Annotated in this window: 14 protein-coding genes and 1 tRNA gene; 8 read left to right on the top strand and 7 right to left on the bottom strand. The window is 64.7% G+C overall.

Annotation, left to right across the window (positions count from 1 at the left end):
• The first annotated feature begins 170 nt into the window (after positions 1-170).
• A tRNA-Gly gene (locus tag AC07UC_RS05375) sits at positions 171-245 on the top strand.
• Positions 246-340: 95 nt separating this feature from the next.
• Here AC07UC_RS05375 and AC07UC_RS05370 read toward each other — a convergent pair.
• Complete coding sequence (locus tag AC07UC_RS05370) at positions 341-634, bottom strand: adenylate cyclase (RefSeq protein ID WP_202325288.1); 294 nt, start codon at positions 632-634, stop codon at positions 341-343.
• A gap of 289 nt (positions 635-923) precedes the next feature.
• A complete protein-coding gene (locus AC07UC_RS05365; RefSeq protein ID WP_494904509.1) occupies positions 924-1664 on the bottom strand; it encodes a SapC family protein in 741 nt (246 codons plus the stop codon).
• Between AC07UC_RS05365 and AC07UC_RS05360 the strand changes: the two genes are divergently transcribed.
• Both AC07UC_RS05360 and AC07UC_RS05355 read left to right on the top strand, forming a co-directional pair.
• Entirely contained in the window at positions 1663-1977 is a 315-nt protein-coding gene (locus tag AC07UC_RS05360) for a hypothetical protein (protein ID WP_494904507.1), read from the top strand. The two genes, AC07UC_RS05365 and AC07UC_RS05360, sit on opposite strands and share 2 nt — an antisense overlap.
• Before the next feature lie 50 nt (positions 1978-2027).
• Positions 2028-3269: a M24 family metallopeptidase gene (locus AC07UC_RS05355; protein WP_494904506.1), complete on the top strand. Its 1242-nt coding sequence runs from the start codon at positions 2028-2030 to the stop codon at positions 3267-3269.
• A 234-nt stretch (positions 3270-3503) separates the two neighbouring features.
• On the opposite strand, the gene AC07UC_RS05350 is transcribed toward AC07UC_RS05355, so the two are convergent.
• The 5 genes from AC07UC_RS05350 to AC07UC_RS05330 all read right to left on the bottom strand — a co-directional run bounded on the left by AC07UC_RS05350 (position 3504) and on the right by AC07UC_RS05330 (position 9194).
• Positions 3504-4940 (bottom strand): amidase, encoded by a 1437-nt coding sequence (locus tag AC07UC_RS05350; RefSeq protein WP_494904504.1) that lies wholly within the window; start codon positions 4938-4940, stop codon positions 3504-3506.
• A 184-nt stretch (positions 4941-5124) separates the two neighbouring features.
• On the bottom strand, positions 5125-6213 hold the full coding sequence (locus AC07UC_RS05345) for a Gfo/Idh/MocA family protein (protein ID WP_483120502.1): 1089 nt from the start codon (positions 6211-6213) through the stop codon (positions 5125-5127).
• Between the two features lie 75 nt (positions 6214-6288).
• Complete coding sequence (locus tag AC07UC_RS05340; protein WP_494904502.1) at positions 6289-7452, bottom strand: ABC transporter substrate-binding protein; 1164 nt, start codon at positions 7450-7452, stop codon at positions 6289-6291.
• 69 nt (positions 7453-7521) lie between these two features.
• Positions 7522-8364, bottom strand: coding sequence for an ABC transporter permease (locus tag AC07UC_RS05335; protein WP_056574354.1), 843 nt, complete (start codon positions 8362-8364; stop codon positions 7522-7524).
• Positions 8361-9194 carry an ABC transporter ATP-binding protein gene (locus AC07UC_RS05330; protein ID WP_056574351.1) on the bottom strand — a complete coding sequence of 278 codons (834 nt, stop codon included), beginning with the start codon at positions 9192-9194 and terminating at the stop codon, positions 8361-8363. Before AC07UC_RS05330 ends, AC07UC_RS05335 begins: the two co-directional genes overlap by 4 nt.
• Before the next feature lie 310 nt (positions 9195-9504).
• On the opposite strand from AC07UC_RS05330, the gene AC07UC_RS05325 reads away from it, so the two are divergent.
• The 5 genes from AC07UC_RS05325 to AC07UC_RS05305 all read left to right on the top strand — a co-directional run bounded on the left by AC07UC_RS05325 (position 9505) and on the right by AC07UC_RS05305 (position 16673).
• On the top strand, positions 9505-10449 hold the full coding sequence (locus AC07UC_RS05325; RefSeq protein ID WP_140776252.1) for a MurR/RpiR family transcriptional regulator: 945 nt from the start codon (positions 9505-9507) through the stop codon (positions 10447-10449).
• Between the two features lie 24 nt (positions 10450-10473).
• The gene (locus AC07UC_RS05320; protein WP_494904499.1) at positions 10474-12264 is read left to right on the top strand and encodes a flavin-containing monooxygenase; all 1791 of its coding nucleotides are present in this window, start codon (positions 10474-10476) and stop codon (positions 12262-12264) included.
• 290 nt (positions 12265-12554) lie between these two features.
• Positions 12555-13013: a (2Fe-2S)-binding protein gene (locus tag AC07UC_RS05315; RefSeq protein WP_494904498.1), complete on the top strand. Its 459-nt coding sequence runs from the start codon at positions 12555-12557 to the stop codon at positions 13011-13013.
• 2 nt (positions 13014-13015) lie between these two features.
• Positions 13016-14380, top strand: a complete 1365-nt coding sequence (locus tag AC07UC_RS05310) for a c-type cytochrome (protein ID WP_494904497.1) — start codon at positions 13016-13018, stop codon at positions 14378-14380.
• Entirely contained in the window at positions 14373-16673 is a 2301-nt protein-coding gene (locus AC07UC_RS05305; protein WP_494904495.1) for a xanthine dehydrogenase family protein molybdopterin-binding subunit, read from the top strand. Before AC07UC_RS05310 ends, AC07UC_RS05305 begins: the two co-directional genes overlap by 8 nt.
• The last annotated feature ends 92 nt before the right edge of the window (positions 16674-16765 follow it).

Here is a 16765-nt window from a genome sequence, read left to right as displayed (position 1 = left end):
CCAATGAGCCGTCAGGCACAAGACCATCGCGCGATGGCACAATGAAATCCGCGCATCGCGGCGGTTTGCCGGCATCACTCGAGAGGTTGTAAAAAGGCTGCGATTTCCCTGTTGCAATCGCCGCGCTCTTAAGCCATATAGGCCCGGCTTGCGGCCAAGACGCCGTGTGAGCGGGTGTAGCTCAGGGGTAGAGCACAACCTTGCCAAGGTTGGGGTCGAGCGTTCGAATCGCTTCACCCGCTCCAATTTCCTCTAGGGAAATCAAGCATCGAAAAGCCGCGGTCCGCCGCGGCTTTTTCGTTTTTGGGGCGGGCTGAACCCCGGCGCCAAGGGCCGGTCGTTACTTTTGGGACTGTTGGAAGCCCGCAACATCGTACTGAGATACGCTCTTCGGATTCTTGGAGTTCTGCGGCTGGATCCCCGCGTAATGCGTTCCAGCGTTTCCGTTCGGGTTGAAGGCTGAACCCGGGGCGGTGCTGGCATTGCCAGGCGTGGCAGTCCCTGTCTGAGGGGTGCCGATTGTCTGATTGGGCTGCCCCTTCGTCCCCGTTACCGAGTGGACATTGGCGGCCAAGGCCGGGCCGGCGGAGGTTGCAAGCAAGCCCAGCACCATGGGAATGAGGCGATGTTTCATCGTTGTTCTCCCAAAAGCGGTTGATTCAAGGGCGCTCGGGGTCTCAGGAGCACCCGGCGAACTAACGATTAAACGCTCCTGGGACCACCGTTCATCCCGAATATTTCGAATCCGTGATGTAGGGCGACACTGACGTGGCTTGTTGCATAGGGTAAACCGCGCCGGTCTGATGGATGCGCGAGACATCCGGAATTCCGGCGCCGACTTGAAATTCGCGCCCGCAAGCCAATTTTCAGGCGGCGTTGTGCCGGCCTGTCGTCAGGCCGGCTCTTTTCGCTCCCAGCCGCCCTTACCCCGCCTTGCGCAGCGACGCCTGGTGCACCAGCGAGGTCCAGCTGTTGGTCGAGGCGAGGTGGCAGTAGAGCAGGGTGAGCGCGCCGGATTTCCTCAGGTCGAGAAACGCCTGGTCGCTCAATTTGTTGAAGGCGTCCTCGTCGATCACCTGGAAATCGGTGAGGTTGAGGGTTTCGCCGGCTTCCAGCGTCACCGTGCTCTGGCGCGGCGCGAACAGGCCATGCGCGTCGATCCTCTCGACCATCGAGCGGGTGGCCCTGAAATCGATCTGGAACTGATTGCAGAAGGCCAGCGCCTGCCTCGTCGCTTCCGTCGGCTCGGCGCCCTTGAAGAAGGGGGCTATCTTGTCGTCACGCAGTGGCGACAGGCCCTTGTCGACGACCCGCTCGCTTGCCCTGTCCACGCACAGCGTCAGCCGGCCCGCCGTGGTCGGGTCCTCGGCCAGGATGAAGGGATAGCGGCGGACATAGGCGGGAATGTAATGCGGCGCGGTCCACCGGCCGTCGGTGCCGACGAACAGGTTCTCACCCTGGCGCACGCCGGTGATGATCACCGGTGCCTTGGCCGGACCGATGAAGACGATCGGATAGGAGCGCATCGCCGCCGGCATCTCCGACGCCACCACCGGAATGGCATGCACCCCGCGCGCGAAGGAAAGGTCGCTGCGCGCGGTCAGGCCCAGCGAGCCGTGCCGTGCCGGGTTGAGCGCCTCGGGCCTGGAATAGAACAGCGGCATGGCATCGCTTTCCGACACCGCCTTCGTGTTCGCCGCCTTGTCCGCCATGGTCGATCCCTTTCTCACGCCAGCCGATCGAGCCGGCTTCTTCAGCATCGGACCCCGAAGACCGGAATCCGCTTTTGCCGCGCTGATCTTGCTTGGGCAAGAATCCGGCGCGGCAGCAAGCTACTACAGTGTCCATTGGCATGGAATCGGTCACCCGGTCACCATCCCGCTGTCGCTGGCCGGCTTTACCAGCCATCGCCAAGCCGGAGCCGATCAAGCAAACGATTTCATCGGCATTGCCGCCCGGTCGGTATTTGCCCCTTGATCGTCGCTGCCGGCAATGCTCCGTTGCCGCTTCGGAGATCGGGAGAAGACATGACCGGCTTTGTCGACCGCCAGCGCGCCGCGCATTTGATGGAAAGCGCCGGCATCGGGGCGCTAGTGCTCTCGGCGCCCGAGGCCTTCCACTATGCGACCGGTGCGTGGATCGGCCCGGCGGGACTGTTCCGGCGCGCCGGCGGCGGCTTCGTCGTCATCCCGGCCCGGCAGGATCTGCCGATCGGCATCGTCGTCGCGGACTTCAACGCCGCGCAGCTGCGGCTCGCCGCGCCCGAAGCGATTGTACGTTCGCACCCGATCTGGATCGAGACCGCGCCACTGGAGACAGGCACTCACGGTCTTCTGGCGGAACGCATCGAGGCCGGCCTCGCCTCGCTTGGCCGCGTGCCGGATTTCTCGCGGCCCGCCACCTTCGATCTCGCCGGCGCGGTGCACCAGCTGCGGGCTCTGCTGGACGACTTCGCACTGGCGCGTGCGACGCTCGGCGTCGACCTCGACTTTATTCCGGCCGCCGATTTCGCGGCCATCCAGGCGCTGCTGCCGGACAGCCCGATGGTCGACGGTTCACCGGTGCTGGACCGGCTCAGGGCCATCAAGACGCAGCGCGAGATCGATCTGCTGCAACAAGGCATCATCCTGTCGGAAGCCGGGCTGGAGCGTCTGCAGGTGGACGCCATGGCCGGCATGCGCCAAGCCGATCTCGTCGCGCTTTACCGGAAAGGCGTCGCCGAGGCCGCGGCCGGGCTGTCGCATCCGGTCGCCACGGCCGAATATGTGACGCTGGGCGCCAGGGCCAAGGGCGCCGATGCCAGGGCCGTGGCCGGCGACCCGCTGAAATGCGACATGGTCTGCACGGTCGGCTTCTACGCCTCCGACATGTCGCGCAATTTCATCTTCGGGACGCCTTCCGCCGACCAGGCCGAACTGCATGCGATCGCCGAGCGCGCTTTCGAGGACGGGCTGGCGGCGCTGATCCCCGGAAACACGCTCGCCCATGTCCACCGCGTCACCACCGAAAGCCTGGCGCGGCAAGGGCTGCGCTCGTACCGCCGCGGCCATTTCGGCCACAGCGTCGGCCAGTCGGTCTTTTCCGAACAATGGCCGTTCATCGCGGCCGACAGTGATGTCGTCATCGAAGCCGGCATGGTGCTGGCCTTCGAGATCCCGCTCTACATAGACGGCCTCGCCAGCTTCAATCTCGAAGACCAATTCCTGATCACGCCTGACGGACCCAAGCCGATGAACCGGCTGCCCAGGCGGCTGGAAGGGATTGGTTAGCGGGGGCTTCACTCCTGAGATTGGCCGAAGCTCCTCCACCTTCGTCATCCACGGGCGGAGCAGGAGCGAAGCTCCGTCGCGGAGACCCGAGGATCCATGCCGCGACCTCAGCCGTGGAGTGCAGCGGAGCGAAATTCTGCACCGTGGCGGCGCGTTGGAGTCCCGGCATGGATCCTGGGGTCTGCGCTGCGTCGCTGCGCTCCTTGCTCCGCCCCAGGATGACGACGGGAGAGATTAACCGCTCACCGGCGGCCGCCGATCCCTCCACGGCATCTCCTGCTCCAGCTGCGCCGACGCCGCCAGCACCGTCGCCTCGTCACCATAGCGGCCAACCAGCTGCACACCGATCGGCACGCCGCCCTTCGACCATCCGAGCGGCAGCGAGATCGCCGGCTGGCCCGAAATGTTGAAGGGGAAGGCAAACACGGAATCCGCCCATTTGGCGTTGTAGCGGTCGATGTCGGTTTCCGACATGTCGTAATAGCCGAACGGACGCGGCAGCTGGGTCAGTGTCGGCGTGATGAAAAGGTCGTAGGCGTTGAGATCGCCGACGATGTCGCGGCCAACCTGCCTGAGCTGCTCGACATCGGAAATGTGCCTGACACCGCTCGTCGCGCGGCCGCGCTCGATGATCGCCCAGGTCACCGCTTCGACGTCGCCTGGGGTCACCGGCCGGCCGATCACCGTTTCGAGATAGTCGAACGTCGCCGCCGTCTGCACGCAGGTCATGTTGGTGTAGGTCGCCCAGACGGCATTGGCGTCGAGCGGCATGTCATGCGCCTCGACATCGTGGCCCAGCCGCTCGAGCGTCGCAACGGTTGCCAGCACCGCCGCCTTCACCTCCGGATCGATGGCGGTACCGTTGGGTGGCGTGACGGAGAAGCCGATGCGCAACCTCTTCGGCGCCCGCGCCGACAGGCTTAGCCAGGAGCCATCCGGCACCGGCGGCGTGTAGGGATCGCCAGGCAGCGCGCCGGACACCGCGTCGAGATAGGCCGCCGTGTCGCGCACACTGCGCGAGCAGCAGAGAAAATAGGCGCCGCCATACCAATAGTCGCCGAACGGCGCGAGGCTGACGCGGCCGCGCGACGGTTTCAGGCCGACAATGCCGCAGCAGGAGGCCGGAATGCGGATCGAGCCGGCGCCGTCGCTGGCCTCGGCGATCGGCACCATGCGCGACGCAATGGCCGCCGCCGCGCCGCCGCTCGAGCCGCCGGGCGTGATGCCTTCCTTCCAAGGGTTCTTCGTCACCCCGTAGAGTTTCGGTTCCGTCGTGATCGACCAGCCGTTTTCAGGTGCGTTCGACTTGCCGACCAGCACCAGCCCCGCCGCCTTCATGCGGCGGACCACTTCGGTGTCGAAGTCGGCGACGACATCTTTCAGATAGAAGGAAGAATTCGTGTTGGGCGCGCCCGTCCAGGACGAGGCCAGCTCCTTGAGCAGGAACGGCACGCCGGCGAAGGGCGCCGATCTGTCGACCGTCTGCGCCTGCGCGCGCGCCATGTCGTAAAGGCGGTGGATAACAGCGTTCAGTGCCGGGTTGAGCCGCTCGACCAGCGTGATCGCCGCCTCGACAAGTTCGGCCGGCGAAACCTGGCCACCGCGCACCAGTGCGGCGAGGTCGAGCGCATCGGACTCGGCATAGGTTTTCAACAGACTGTCGGTGACCATGTCTCTCTCCCAGTTTCCATGCCTCGACACCGCGCCTGAAATGCGCGCTGTCCCTGCCAGCCAATTGCAAATGTAAGCGCTGCCCCTCATTCGCCTGCCGGCACCTTCTCCCCGCATGGTGACGGGGAGAAGGTGAAACTCTTGCGGCGCCGGCGCCTCCTCCAGCACCAGCGGCCGGATTGCGTCAGGCCAGCTCGACGGTCCGGCCGAGCTCTATGCTCTGTTCGGCGGCGAGCACGATGCGCAGGCTGTTGACAGCCGCGTCCATCTGCTCGGTCAGATCGAGATCCTCGCGAATGGCGCGCAGGAAGAAGGCCTGCTCGCGGTCGCACAGTTCTTGGTGGCCGGGCTCGTCCTCCATGCTGACGATCTCGTCCGGTTTCTTGAAGTTCTTGTCGCCGTCGACGGCGGCATAATGGATCTTCAGCGCATCGGTCTTGGTGTGCCGGTCGATGTCGGCCGAATTGGAGACCTCGGCGTCCGAGGCCGTGCTTGCGGCCTGGCCGGCGACGATCGACACCGCGCCCTTGGGGCCGACCACATCCTTCACGAAATAGGCCGTCTCGCTCATCATCGGGCCCCAGCCGGCTTCATACCAGCCGACGGAGCCGTCATCGAAGGTGACGTGCAGATGGCCGTAATTCTGCTTGTCGGCCTCCGCCCAGAGCTTGGCGCCGATGCCGTGCACACGTACCGGCTTGGCGCCCGTCAGCTGACACATGACGTCGACATAGTGCACGCCGCAATCGACGATCGGGATCAGCGAATCGATCAGGTTCTTGTGCCAGTGCCAGGCGCTGCCGCTGCTCTGCTGGTTGAGGTTGAGGCGCATCACCAGCGGCTTGCCGAGCGTCTTGCCGACCTCGATGAACTTGATCCAAGAGGGATGGACGCGCAGGATGTAGCCGAGCACCAGCTTGCGATTCTTGGCGCGAGCCGCCGCCACGACCTTTTCGGCATCCTCGATATTGGTGGCGAGCGGCTTTTCCATGAACACATGGCAATTGGCCGCGATCGCCTTCAGCGCGTATTCGGCATGGGTGTTCGGCCAGCTGTTGATCGAGACCGCGTCCGGCTTTGTCTCCTTCAGCGCCAGGTCGAAATCCTCGTAGAGCGGATAGCCGGCTAATTCCGCCGGGATCTTGGTGTTGCTCTTGATCGAGCGGCTCATGATGCCCACGATCTGAAAGCCCTCGGAGCGGTGATAGGCGCTGGCATGCGACGCACCCATATTGCCCAGACCCACCACCAGCACTTTTACCTTGTCGGCCACATCAGCCTCCCATGCTTTTTCCAATGAAGTGCGGGCGGCAACCCTGTCGCCGCCCAATTTTGCTGCCGGCAGTTCTTACTTGACCGCCGAATCGAACAGATGCGCCTTGATCTTCTCGACATCGAGCGCGGCAAAGCCTTCCGACAGCTTGACGCCGTCGGCATCGGCCTTGACCTTGGCCTTGTCGAAGTCGTTGGCGGCCGGGATCAGGTCGTTGGTGCAGACATCCTCGGCCTTCACCGGACTGGTGATCTGGCCGATCTTGTGGATCTCGTCGAAGAAGCCCTGCCAGCTCGCCATGTCGTGCGAGCCCCAGCCGCCGCGCTTGTCCATGTCGCCACGGAAGACGTTGATCTGCTGCAGGATCGAGGTGGTGCCGAGCTCCGGCCCGAGATTCTTGGCCAGCGTCGGGAACTGCTCGAACACCGCTTCGACCGCCGCGCGCGGGTTCTGGTAGCCGAATTCGAGGCCCATCGCCCAGCCGCGCAGGTACTTTTCCAGGAACGCCTTCTTGTCGGGATCCTCGAGATCGGCGCTGCGCACGACGAAGGTGTTGGCCGGCAGCTTGGAATGCTCGACGCCGAGCCAGTATTCGAAGTCGAGGCCCTTGGCGATCCATTCGGCGCGCAGCCCCTCCCACGACAGGGCCGCGTCACCCTGGCCGCCGGCAAGTGCGGTACCCCAGGTCGGCCAGCCGGCCTCGACATATTTGACCTTCTTGATGTCGACGCCTTGCGCGGCCAGCAGCGGATCGGTGATCGACTGCCAGGCGGCGGAGCCGAGCAGGATGGTCTTGCCTTCGAGCTTCTTCAGGTCGTTCGATCCCTCGCCCTTGCGGAAGGCGATGCTGAACGTGTCGCGCGCGCCCATATGGAACACCGACTTCAGCTTCATGCCGTTCTGGATGGCGAAGGAGAACACGCCGGGCGAGGGGAAGCCCATATCGGCCTGGCCGACATCGACGAACTTCACCGTCGCCGTACCGTCCGACGGACCCGGCTGCATGTCGGTGTCGAGCCCGTCGAAATAGCCGGCCTTCTTCGCCGCCCAGTAGGGATAGTCGTCGAGCACTTCGAGCGTGCCGCGCGGCGAGATCCAGGTGAACTTGCCATAGGCCTCGGCCCTGGCCTTGAGGCCGGTGGCGCCGAGCGCCGTTGCCGTCACCAGGCCGGCGCCGGTGACCTGCAGGAAATAGCGGCGGGAGATCCCCGCCTGGCGGATCGAATTGTCTTTGGTCATCGCTTTCCCCTTTTTGTTTGACGTCAGTCTGTTGCCGCCCGCCTCCCGGGCGCCGTCGTTGCGTGTTGCCTATGCCTCCCAGCTCGCCCATTTCTTGCCGATGAGGAAGAACAGCACGTAGATCAGGATGCCGAGCGTCGACAGGATCAGCACCACGGCGAAGAACTGCGGCATCTGGATCATCGACGAATAGGTGGTCAGCCGGTTGCCGAGGCCGAAGCCGCCACCGACCATCTCGGCGCCGACGGCGGTGAGCAGGCCGAAGATGGCGCCGATCATCAGCCCGACCAGGATCATCGGCAGCGCCATCGGCGCGCGGATCTTCCAGAAGATCTGCAAGGTGCTGGCGCCGTAGGAGCGGGCGAGCGCGATCTTGGCGCTGTCGACGCGGCGGAAGCCGGTGGCGGCGTTGATCATCACCATCGGCCCGGCGGCCAGCGCCACCGCGATGATGCGCGGCGTGTAGCCGAAGCCGAAGCGCAGGATGAGCAGCGGCACCAGGGCCAGCATCGGCGTGGTGACCAGCAGCAGGATATAGGGCGCGACGATCTTTTCCGCGAAAGGGAACTGGGTGATGACGGCGGCCAGCACCAGCCCGACGACGGCGCCGATGGCAAAGCCGGACAAAAGCTCGACCAGCGTATAACCGAGATGCGGCGCGATCAGCGGGAACTCGTCGAACAGCGCATAGGCGATCGAGCTTGGCGGCGGCATGATGTAGAGCGGCACGTGGAACAGCCGCAGCGCCAGCTCGATGCCGCCGATGATGATCACGGCAACGGCGATGATGGCCGCCACTTCCTTGCCCGACTTGATGCCGGGGCCGCTGGCGAAGGCCGACAGATTGGTCAGGCTGACATCCTTGCCGTCGCCCGGCTTGGATTTGGAGAATTCGGGGATCGCGTCGCTCACGGCCTGATCCTCACGATCTCGGCGCTGGTGCGCTCCTGTTCCGGTGCCTTCGGTCTGGCGCGCTCGCCGACAATGTCCATCTTGATCCGGTTGGTGAGATCGAAGACTTCCTTGGTCGCCATGATCTCCAGCGAGCGCGGCCGCGCGAACGGCACGCGATATTCCTTCGCGACCCGGCCTGGCCGGGCGCTGAGCACCACCACACGGTCGGAGAGAAAGATCGCTTCCTCGATCGAGTGGGTTATGAAGACGATGGTGGTCTTGGTGTCGAGCCAGATCTCCTCGACCAGCCGGTTCATCTCCTCGCGGGTAAAACTGTCGAGGGCGCCGAACGGCTCGTCCATCAACAGCACCGAGGGCTTCAGCGCCAGCGCCCGCACGATCGCCGCGCGCTGCTGCATGCCGCCCGAAAGCTCGCGCGGGAACTTGCCGCCAAAACCGTCGAGGCCGACCCGGTTCAGGAGATGCGCGATCCAGGCACGGTCCGGCTTCTCGCCCTTGATCTCGAAGGGGAAGCGGATGTTGGCGTCGAGATTGCGCCAGGGCAAAAGGTTGGCCTCCTGGAAGACGATGCCGATATCGGGATGCGGGCCGGTGATCGCCTTGCCGTCCAGCCGGATCTCGCCGCTGGTCAGGCCGTGCAGGCCCGACATCGACCACAAAAGCGTGGTCTTGCCGCAACCGGATGGGCCGACGATCGAGACGATTTCATTGGCTCGGATGTCCAGGCTGCAGCGGTCCAGCGCCAGCAGGTCGCCGGATGCCGTGTGATAGATCTTGGTCGCTGCCTGCACGCCAAGTTTCGGCGTTGTTGTCTCGCCCGCGTTCATCCGCCCCTCGGAGATTGCGCGATGATCCAATGGTCATCGGACTGCCAAAATCAGTGTGTAACTATCCTACTTTGCTGTCAAGCGTTCGCGGTAATACCTGTATCACCAAAACCCATATCCATGTTCATGGCATTGTTTTGAAAGGATTTTCTTCGTCTTGAAATGCGTGTTGCTTTCCTACATACTCGGCGAAACGGATGCCAACATGCCCTTGCGGCACGCAACGGTTGCAGCGTGGCCGGGCGCATGGAACGACAGCGTGCAAACATGATAAGAGGTCAGGTCGAAAAGGGCAGGGAAGACCGACTTCATGACCGAAGCTGACAACAGGGAAGACAGCGCCTTGAGCACCGATCCGGAGGAGCGCGAGCCTGTCCGGCGTATTCCCGACATCATCTCGCTGGTCAAGGATTCCTACGCCGAGTTGCGCCCGGCCGAACGCCGCGTCGCCGATGTCGTGCTCGACGATGTCAAATACGCCGTCGACGCTTCCAATGCGGCGATTGCCGAACGCGCCGGCGTGAGCGAACCGACGGTGACCCGCTTCTGCCGCGCCATCGGCTGCGAGGGCGTGCGTGATTTCAAGCTGAAGCTGGCGCAAAGCCTCGTCGTCGGCGCGCTGTACCTGGCCAAGTCGCCGACCGTCAGCAACGACAATGGCATGCCGTTCTGGAACGCCGTCTTCGGCGAGGCGCGCCGGGCGCTGCAGGAGGCCGAACGGCAGCTCGACCCGGGTGAGCTGCAGAAGGCCGCCGAGCTGATCGCCAAGGCGCGCCAGATCACGGTCTTCGGTCTCGGTGGCAGTTCCTCGGCGCTGGCGCAGGAGACCCAGTACCGGCTGTTTCGCTACGGCATCACGGTCAGCGCCCAGTGCGACCCCTATCTGATGCGGATGACCGCCTCGACGCTGAAGCCCGGCGACCTGGTGATCGCCATTTCGGCGACCGGGCGCACGCGCGAGGTGATCGAGGCCGTCGAACTCGCCAAGCATTACCGCGCCAACGCGATCGCCGTGACCGCGCCCGACACCGATCTGGCCCGCGCCTGCGACGTCAGGCTGACCGTGGCGGTGCCGGAATATCCCGACACGCTGAAGCCGACGGCCTCGCGCTTCGCCTTCCTGGCGGCGATCGACCTGCTGGCGGTGGCCTCGGCCTACAAGCTCGATGGGTCCGCACGCGAGACGGTGCGCCGCATCAAATACAACGCCCAGATCCACCGCACCGGCAAGGAGATGGAGCCGCTCGGGGATTAGTTCATTGCAGGAAGAGGGGAAGACATGCTCGAAATAGCACCGACGAAACAGGCAGCCGCATGGCTCGAATCCCTGGCACAGGCGCTCGCAGCCGGCGACGTGGCAGCGGCGGCCAACCTGTTCGTCGACGATTGCTACTGGCGCGATCTTCTGACCTTCACCTGGAACGTCACGACCATGGAAGGCCGCGAGGCCATTGCCGGCATGCTCGCGGCAACGCTGGCGACGACAAGACCCACCGCGTGGCGGATCACCGGCGAGGCGACTTCGGACGAAGGCACGATCGAAGCCTGGTTCACATTCGAGACCGCGGTGGCTTCCGGCCAAGGCATCATGCGCCTGCGCGATGGCCGCTGCCGTACGCTGTTCACGGCGATGACCGACCTCAAGGGCTTCGAGGAACGCAAGGGCGCTGAGCGGCCGCTCGGCGTGCGCCACAAGGCCGACCCCGAGCGCGAGACCTGGGCGGAGGCGAGGGCGCGCGAGACGCGCGAGCTTGGCGCCTCCGAGCAACCCTATTGCCTGGTCATCGGCGGCGGCCAGGGCGGCATCATGCTGGGCGCACGGTTGAGGCAGCTCGGCGTGCCCACCATCGTCATCGAGAAGAACGCCCGGCCCGGCGATTCCTGGCGCAACCGCTACCGCACGCTCGTGCTGCACGATCCGGTCTGGTACGACCATCTGCCCTATATTCCGTTCCCGGAAAACTGGCCTGTCTTCACGCCCAAGGACAAGATGGGCGACTGGCTGGAAATGTACACGCGCGTCATGGAGCTCAATTACTGGGTCGCCACCAAATGCCTCAGCGCTTCCTATGACGAGGCGGAGAAGGAGTGGACCGTGGTCGTCGACCGTGTCGGCCGCCAGATCACGCTGAAGCCGAAACACGTCGTCTTCGCCACCGGCGCCTATGGCCCGCCGCGAAAGATCGACCTGGCCGGCGCCGGTGAGTTCAAGGGCGAGTTGCTGCATTCCAGCCAGTATGCCAGCGGCGACAAATTCAGCGGCAGACGTGTTGCCGTCATCGGCGCGGCAAGTTCGGGACATGACGTCTGCGTCGACCTCTGGGAAAGCGGCGCCGATGTCACCATGGTCCAGCGCTCGCCGACCACCGTGGTCAAGTCGGACACGCTGATGGAGGTCGGCTTCGAGATCTTTTCGGAGAACGCGGTGGCGCGCGGCATCACCACCGAGAAGGCCGACATGATCGTCGCCTCGACGCCATTTGCCCTGGTGCCGAAGGGCCAGCGCGCGCTCTACGATGTCATCCGGGCGCGCGACGCCGCCTTCTATGACCGCTTGCGCGCCTCGGGCTTCGCCATCGATTTCGGCGATGACGAGACCGGCCTGTTGATGAAGGCCTATCGCACCGGCTCGGGCTATTACATCGATGTCGGCGCCTCGGACCTGATCATCGACGGCAAGATCGGCATCCGCAGCGGTGTCGCCATCAAGTCGCTGACCAAAAACGGCATCCTGTTCGAGGACGGCACCGAGCTCGAGGCCGACGCCATCATCGCCTGCACCGGCTACCAGTCGATGAACGAGAATGTGGCCGCGCTCGTCTCGCGCGAGGTCGCCGACAAGGTCGGGCCCTGCTGGGGTCTCGGCTCCGGCGTCAAGGGCGACCCCGGCCCCTGGCAGGGCGAGCTGCGCAACATGTGGAAGCCGACGGCGCAGGAAGCGCTGTGGTTCCACGGCGGCAACCTGGCGCTGTCGCGTTTTTACTCCAAATACGTGGCGCTGCAGATCAAGGCGCGTATGGAGGGGATCGCGACGCCGGTTTACGGGAAGCCAAGCAATTCCGGGCAGTGAAGCTGCCCGATCTCCCTCCTCGTTGGGGACGGAGCGGACGGAGGCGGCAGATCCGCGAAGACGCGGCAAGGCGCAACGGACAACGTCAGTCTGTTTGAGACTGTATGGCGGCACGAGCACGTGCGGGCGTGTGCGGCTTTTTCGATAATCCTTCCAGTTCGCCGATCGATGAGGCGGCCGCCGGCGATGTCTTAAATGTGAACGGACGCGCCCTACTCGCTGAGTCTCGGTCCCCTAGAATCCGATGGACGAATTCCGTTCATCCGCCGGTTCCAGGCAGGGATAGAGACATGCTCACGCTTACGATCAACGGACAGTCACGTGATGTCGATGTGCCGGAGGACATGCCGCTTCTGTGGGTCCTGCGCGACCATCTCAACCTGGTCGGCACCAAATATGGCTGCGGTATCGCCCAATGCGGCGTCTGCACGGTGCATGTGGCCGGCAAGCCGGTGCGTTCCTGCCAACTGACCGTTGGCGATGTCGGCACCCGCGCCGTCGTCACCATCGAAGGGATTGGCGGCACGCCCACCGGCGCCAAGGTCCAGCAAGCCTGGATCGAAGCCGCGGTGCCGCAATGCGGCTATTGCCAGGCCGGCCAGATCATGTCGGCCACGGCGCTTCTCAACAACAATCCCCAACCCGACGATGCAGACATCGATGCGGCCATGGCGGGCAATCTCTGCCGTTGCGGGACCTATATCCGCATCCGCAGCGCCATCAAGAACGCCGCCGCAAAATCGGCCTGACCATGAAGAAGATCATCGGCCTTCTCGTCGCGGTCATTGTCGTCGTCGCGCTTGGTTTCGCGGGCTGGCTTTATCTTGGCCGGGATCCGATGTCGTTTGCCGCCGGCTCGACAGTGACGCTGGCCGATTACCATGGCGCCGATGTCACCGGCGTGCCGTCGCAGCTTGCCGGCGCCGATCTGGTCAAGCGCGGCGAATACCTCATCCATGCGGCCGACTGCCAGGCCTGCCACACCGCTCCGGGCGGCGCGCCCTTCGCCGGCGGCTTCGCCTTCAACATGCCGTTCGGCACCATCTATTCGACCAACATCACGCCGGACAAGCAAACCGGCATCGGCAACTATACCGACGCCCAGTTCCTGGCGGCCGTGCACAAGGGCATTCGCGCGGACGGCGCAAAACTCTATCCCGCCATGCCCTACGCTTCCTACAGCCTGATGACGGATGCCGACGCGCTGGCGATCAAGGCCTATCTGTTCACGCTGGCGCCGGTGAATGCGCCGCCGAAACAGAACCAGCTGTCCTGGCCGTTCAACCAGCGCGGCCTGATTGCGCTCTGGAACATCATGTTCAATCCCGACGAACGCTTCCGCCCCAACATCGGCCAGAGCCCGCAATGGAACCGGGGCGCCTATCTTGCCGAGGCGATGGGCCATTGCGGCGAATGCCATACACCGCGCAACCTGGCTTTTGCGCTGGACAATCACGGCAAATTCGCGGGCGCCCTTACTGCCGGCTGGCGCGCCTACAACATCACCGGCGACAACGTTTCCGGCCTCGGCGACTGGAGCGACGAGGATCTCACCTCTTATCTGTCCACCGGTCATGCCAATGGTCATGGCGGTGCCGCCGGCCCCATGGGTGAAGCCGCCGACGACAGTCTGAGCTATCTCGTGCCGGACGACACCCGTGCCCTGGTGACCTATCTGCGCAGCATTCCCGGCCATGCGAGCGACCTGCCGCGTACCGTCACGACGGCGGCGCCCGCATCGTACAAGGAGGGCGTGGCGGCGGTCGCCAATGCGCATGGCGAAAAGATCTTCGCCGGCGCCTGCGCCTCCTGCCACGACTGGACCGGCGTCAGCCCGGTCACCGGCTTTGCCACGCTGACCGGCGTGCGCGCGGTGAACGATCCCAGCGCCACCAATGTGGCGCAGACGGTCATCAACGGCGTCAACCGCAAGACCGCTGACGGCACGATCTTCATGCCGGCCTTCGGCGAGGGCTATTCCGACGACGACATCGCGGCCGTGGCGAATTACGTCACCGCCCGGTTCGGCGCCAAAGGCGCGAACCTGACAGGCAAGGATGTGAGCGCTCTGCGGCAGCAGGCGGCACAGCAATCCAGTGAGGCCCCCCATGGCTGACACCCAGTCCAACTTTGCCCAGTCCGATGCCTACCTCTCGGCGCTGATACGCGGCGTCCGCTCGGCGCCGCCGGCCAGCGCGCCGATGACCATGGGAAGGCGCACCTTCTTCAAGCTGGCAGGCGTTGGCGCCGCAGGGCTGGTGCTGGGCTTCCATCTTGGCGGCACGGCGTTCGCGGCCGAAACGGCGAACGTCGATACGCCTGACGGCAACGACCAGGCGATGAATGCCTTCATCCGCATCGCTCCCGACAACACAATCACCATCTATTCGAAATGCCCGGAGATCGGCCAGGGCATCAAGACGTCCTTCGGCGTGATCATCGCCGACGAGCTCGACGCCGACTGGAACCATGTCGTGATGGAGCAGGCGGACATCAATCCCAAGGTCTATGGCAGCCAGGGGGCGGGCGGCTCAACCTCCATCCCGCATGCCTGGGACCAGTTGCGCCAGGCCGGTGCCGGCGCCAGGGCGATGCTGATCGCCGCCGCGGCGGGGCAGTGGGCGGTGGATCCCTCGCAGGTCACCGCCAGGGATTCGATCTTGACCCATGCCGCCAGCGGCAGGTCCGCAACCTATGGGTCGCTTGCCGCGGCGGCAGCGAAGATGCCGGTGCCCGATCCCAAGAGCTTGAAGCTGAAGAGCCGCGCGGACTACCGCCTGATCGGCAAGCGCTATCGCGGCGTCGACGATCCCAAGGTGGTCAGCGGCAAGCCGCTGTTCGGCATCGATGTCCAGCTTCCCGGCATGGTCTACGCCACCTACACCAAATGCCCGGCGGCGGGCGGCAAGGTCAGGTCCTTCAATGTCGACGAGATCAAGGGTGAGCGCGGCGTGCTCGACGCCTTTGCCGTGGACGGGACCGGCATGATGGTCGAAGTGATGCCGGGCGTGGCCATCATCGCCAGGGATACCTGGAGCGCCTTCCAGGCCAGGAACAAGCTTCGGGTGGATTGGGACCTGAGCGAGGCGTCGAGCGATTCCACATCGCAATTCTCGGCCCAGGCCCGGAAGCTGGCGGCCAGTTTCCCGCAAAAATCCGATGACAATGTCGGTGACGTGGACAAGTCCTTCGCCAATGCCGCCAAGACGGTGGAAGCCTATTACGAATATCCCTTCGCCGCCCATGTGCCGCTGGAGCCGATGAACACCACGGCGCACTGGCACGACGGCATCATGGAAATGTGGGTGCCCACCCAGCAGCCCGATCGCGGCCTGCCGCTGATTGCAAAGGTGGCGGGCATCGCGCCGGAAAAGGTGGTGATGCACCAGACCCGGGTCGGTGGCGGCTTCGGGCGGCGGCTGGTCAATGACTATGCCTGCGAGGCCGCGGCCATCGCCAGGAAGGTCAGTGCCCCGGTCAAGTTGCAATGGACCCGCGAGGACGATTTCGCCCACGACTTCTACCGGCCCGCCGGCTATCACCAGTTCAAGGGCGCGATCGACAAGGGTGGCCGTCTCGACGCCTGGCGGGAGCATTTCATCACCTTCACCGCCGACGGCAAGAAAGAAGCCTCCGGCGCCAACCTCACCGACAATCTGAGATATTCCATCAAGGCGCCGAACCTGCGCCGCGCCAAGACCATGTTCCCGTTGAGGATCCCCACCGGCGCCTGGCGCGCGCCGGGCGACAATGCCCAGGTCTTCGCAGCGCAGAGTTTCATGCACGAACTGTCGCTGGCTTCCGGCCGCGACCATGTCGAATTCCTGATCGATGCGGTGACCCGCGACGTGCCCGAACTGGTGGCCAAGGACAAGAGCGTCAACTTCAGCCCGAGGCGCGCGGTCGACGTCATCAAGATGTGCGCCGACAAGGCAGGGTGGGGCAAGACGCTGCCGAAGGGCGGCGGCCTGGGCCTCGCCTGGTGTTATTCCCACGCCGGCCATGTCGCGCAGGCGGTCGAGCTGAGTGTCGACGCCGGCAAGCGGATCAGGATCGCGCGCATCGTGGTGGTGCTCGATGTCGGCCCCATCATCGACATGGCAGGCTCCGAAGCCCAGGCGCAGGGCGCGTCCACCGACGCGCTCTCGACCGCCATGGGCCTCAAGATCAACATCGAGAATGGCCGGATCGAGGAACAGAACTACAATGCCTATCCGATCCTGCGCATGCCTTTCGCGCCGATGACGATCGAGCCGTATTTCATCCAGTCGGACAATCCGCCGACCGGCATGGGCGAACCCGCCTTTCCGGCCCTGGCGCCAGCACTCGGCAACGCCATCTTCGCCGCCACCGGAGAGCGGGTACGCCGGCTGCCGTTGCGCGATCTGGGCTACTCGCTGGCGGCCTGATCGACGGCGACGCTGGACCAGCCGGGACCGAAATCGCTTGCGAAGCACTCGGAACGGAGGATTTCCGCTATAATAGCCGGCAAACTCGGGGG

Source organism: Mesorhizobium sp. GW821-FHT04C10 (genome assembly GCF_059420305.1).
The sequence above is the reverse complement of the archived record's forward strand: the minus strand, read 5'-3'. Positions and strand labels throughout refer to the sequence as shown.

Bases quoted from the DNA above. Each gene is read 5' to 3' on its own strand.
- AC07UC_RS05360 (WP_494904507.1), top strand. From the start codon at position 1,663: ATGGCATCGCTTTCCGACACCGCCTTCGTGTTCGCCGCCTTGTCCGCC.
- AC07UC_RS05370 (WP_202325288.1), bottom strand. From the start codon at position 634: ATGAAACATCGCCTCATTCCCATGGTGCTGGGCTTGCTTGCAACCTCC.
- AC07UC_RS05315 (WP_494904498.1), top strand. From the start codon at position 12,555: ATGCTCACGCTTACGATCAACGGACAGTCACGTGATGTCGATGTGCCG.
- AC07UC_RS05325 (WP_140776252.1), top strand. From the start codon at position 9,505: ATGACCGAAGCTGACAACAGGGAAGACAGCGCCTTGAGCACCGATCCG.
- AC07UC_RS05365 (WP_494904509.1), bottom strand. From the start codon at position 1,664: ATGCCGCTGTTCTATTCCAGGCCCGAGGCGCTCAACCCGGCACGGCAC.
- AC07UC_RS05330 (WP_056574351.1), bottom strand. From the start codon at position 9,194: ATGAACGCGGGCGAGACAACAACGCCGAAACTTGGCGTGCAGGCAGCG.
- AC07UC_RS05355 (WP_494904506.1), top strand. From the start codon at position 2,028: ATGACCGGCTTTGTCGACCGCCAGCGCGCCGCGCATTTGATGGAAAGC.
- AC07UC_RS05305 (WP_494904495.1), top strand. From the start codon at position 14,373: ATGGCTGACACCCAGTCCAACTTTGCCCAGTCCGATGCCTACCTCTCG.
- AC07UC_RS05320 (WP_494904499.1), top strand. From the start codon at position 10,474: ATGCTCGAAATAGCACCGACGAAACAGGCAGCCGCATGGCTCGAATCC.
- AC07UC_RS05310 (WP_494904497.1), top strand. From the start codon at position 13,016: ATGAAGAAGATCATCGGCCTTCTCGTCGCGGTCATTGTCGTCGTCGCG.
- AC07UC_RS05350 (WP_494904504.1), bottom strand. From the start codon at position 4,940: ATGGTCACCGACAGTCTGTTGAAAACCTATGCCGAGTCCGATGCGCTC.
- AC07UC_RS05340 (WP_494904502.1), bottom strand. From the start codon at position 7,452: ATGACCAAAGACAATTCGATCCGCCAGGCGGGGATCTCCCGCCGCTAT.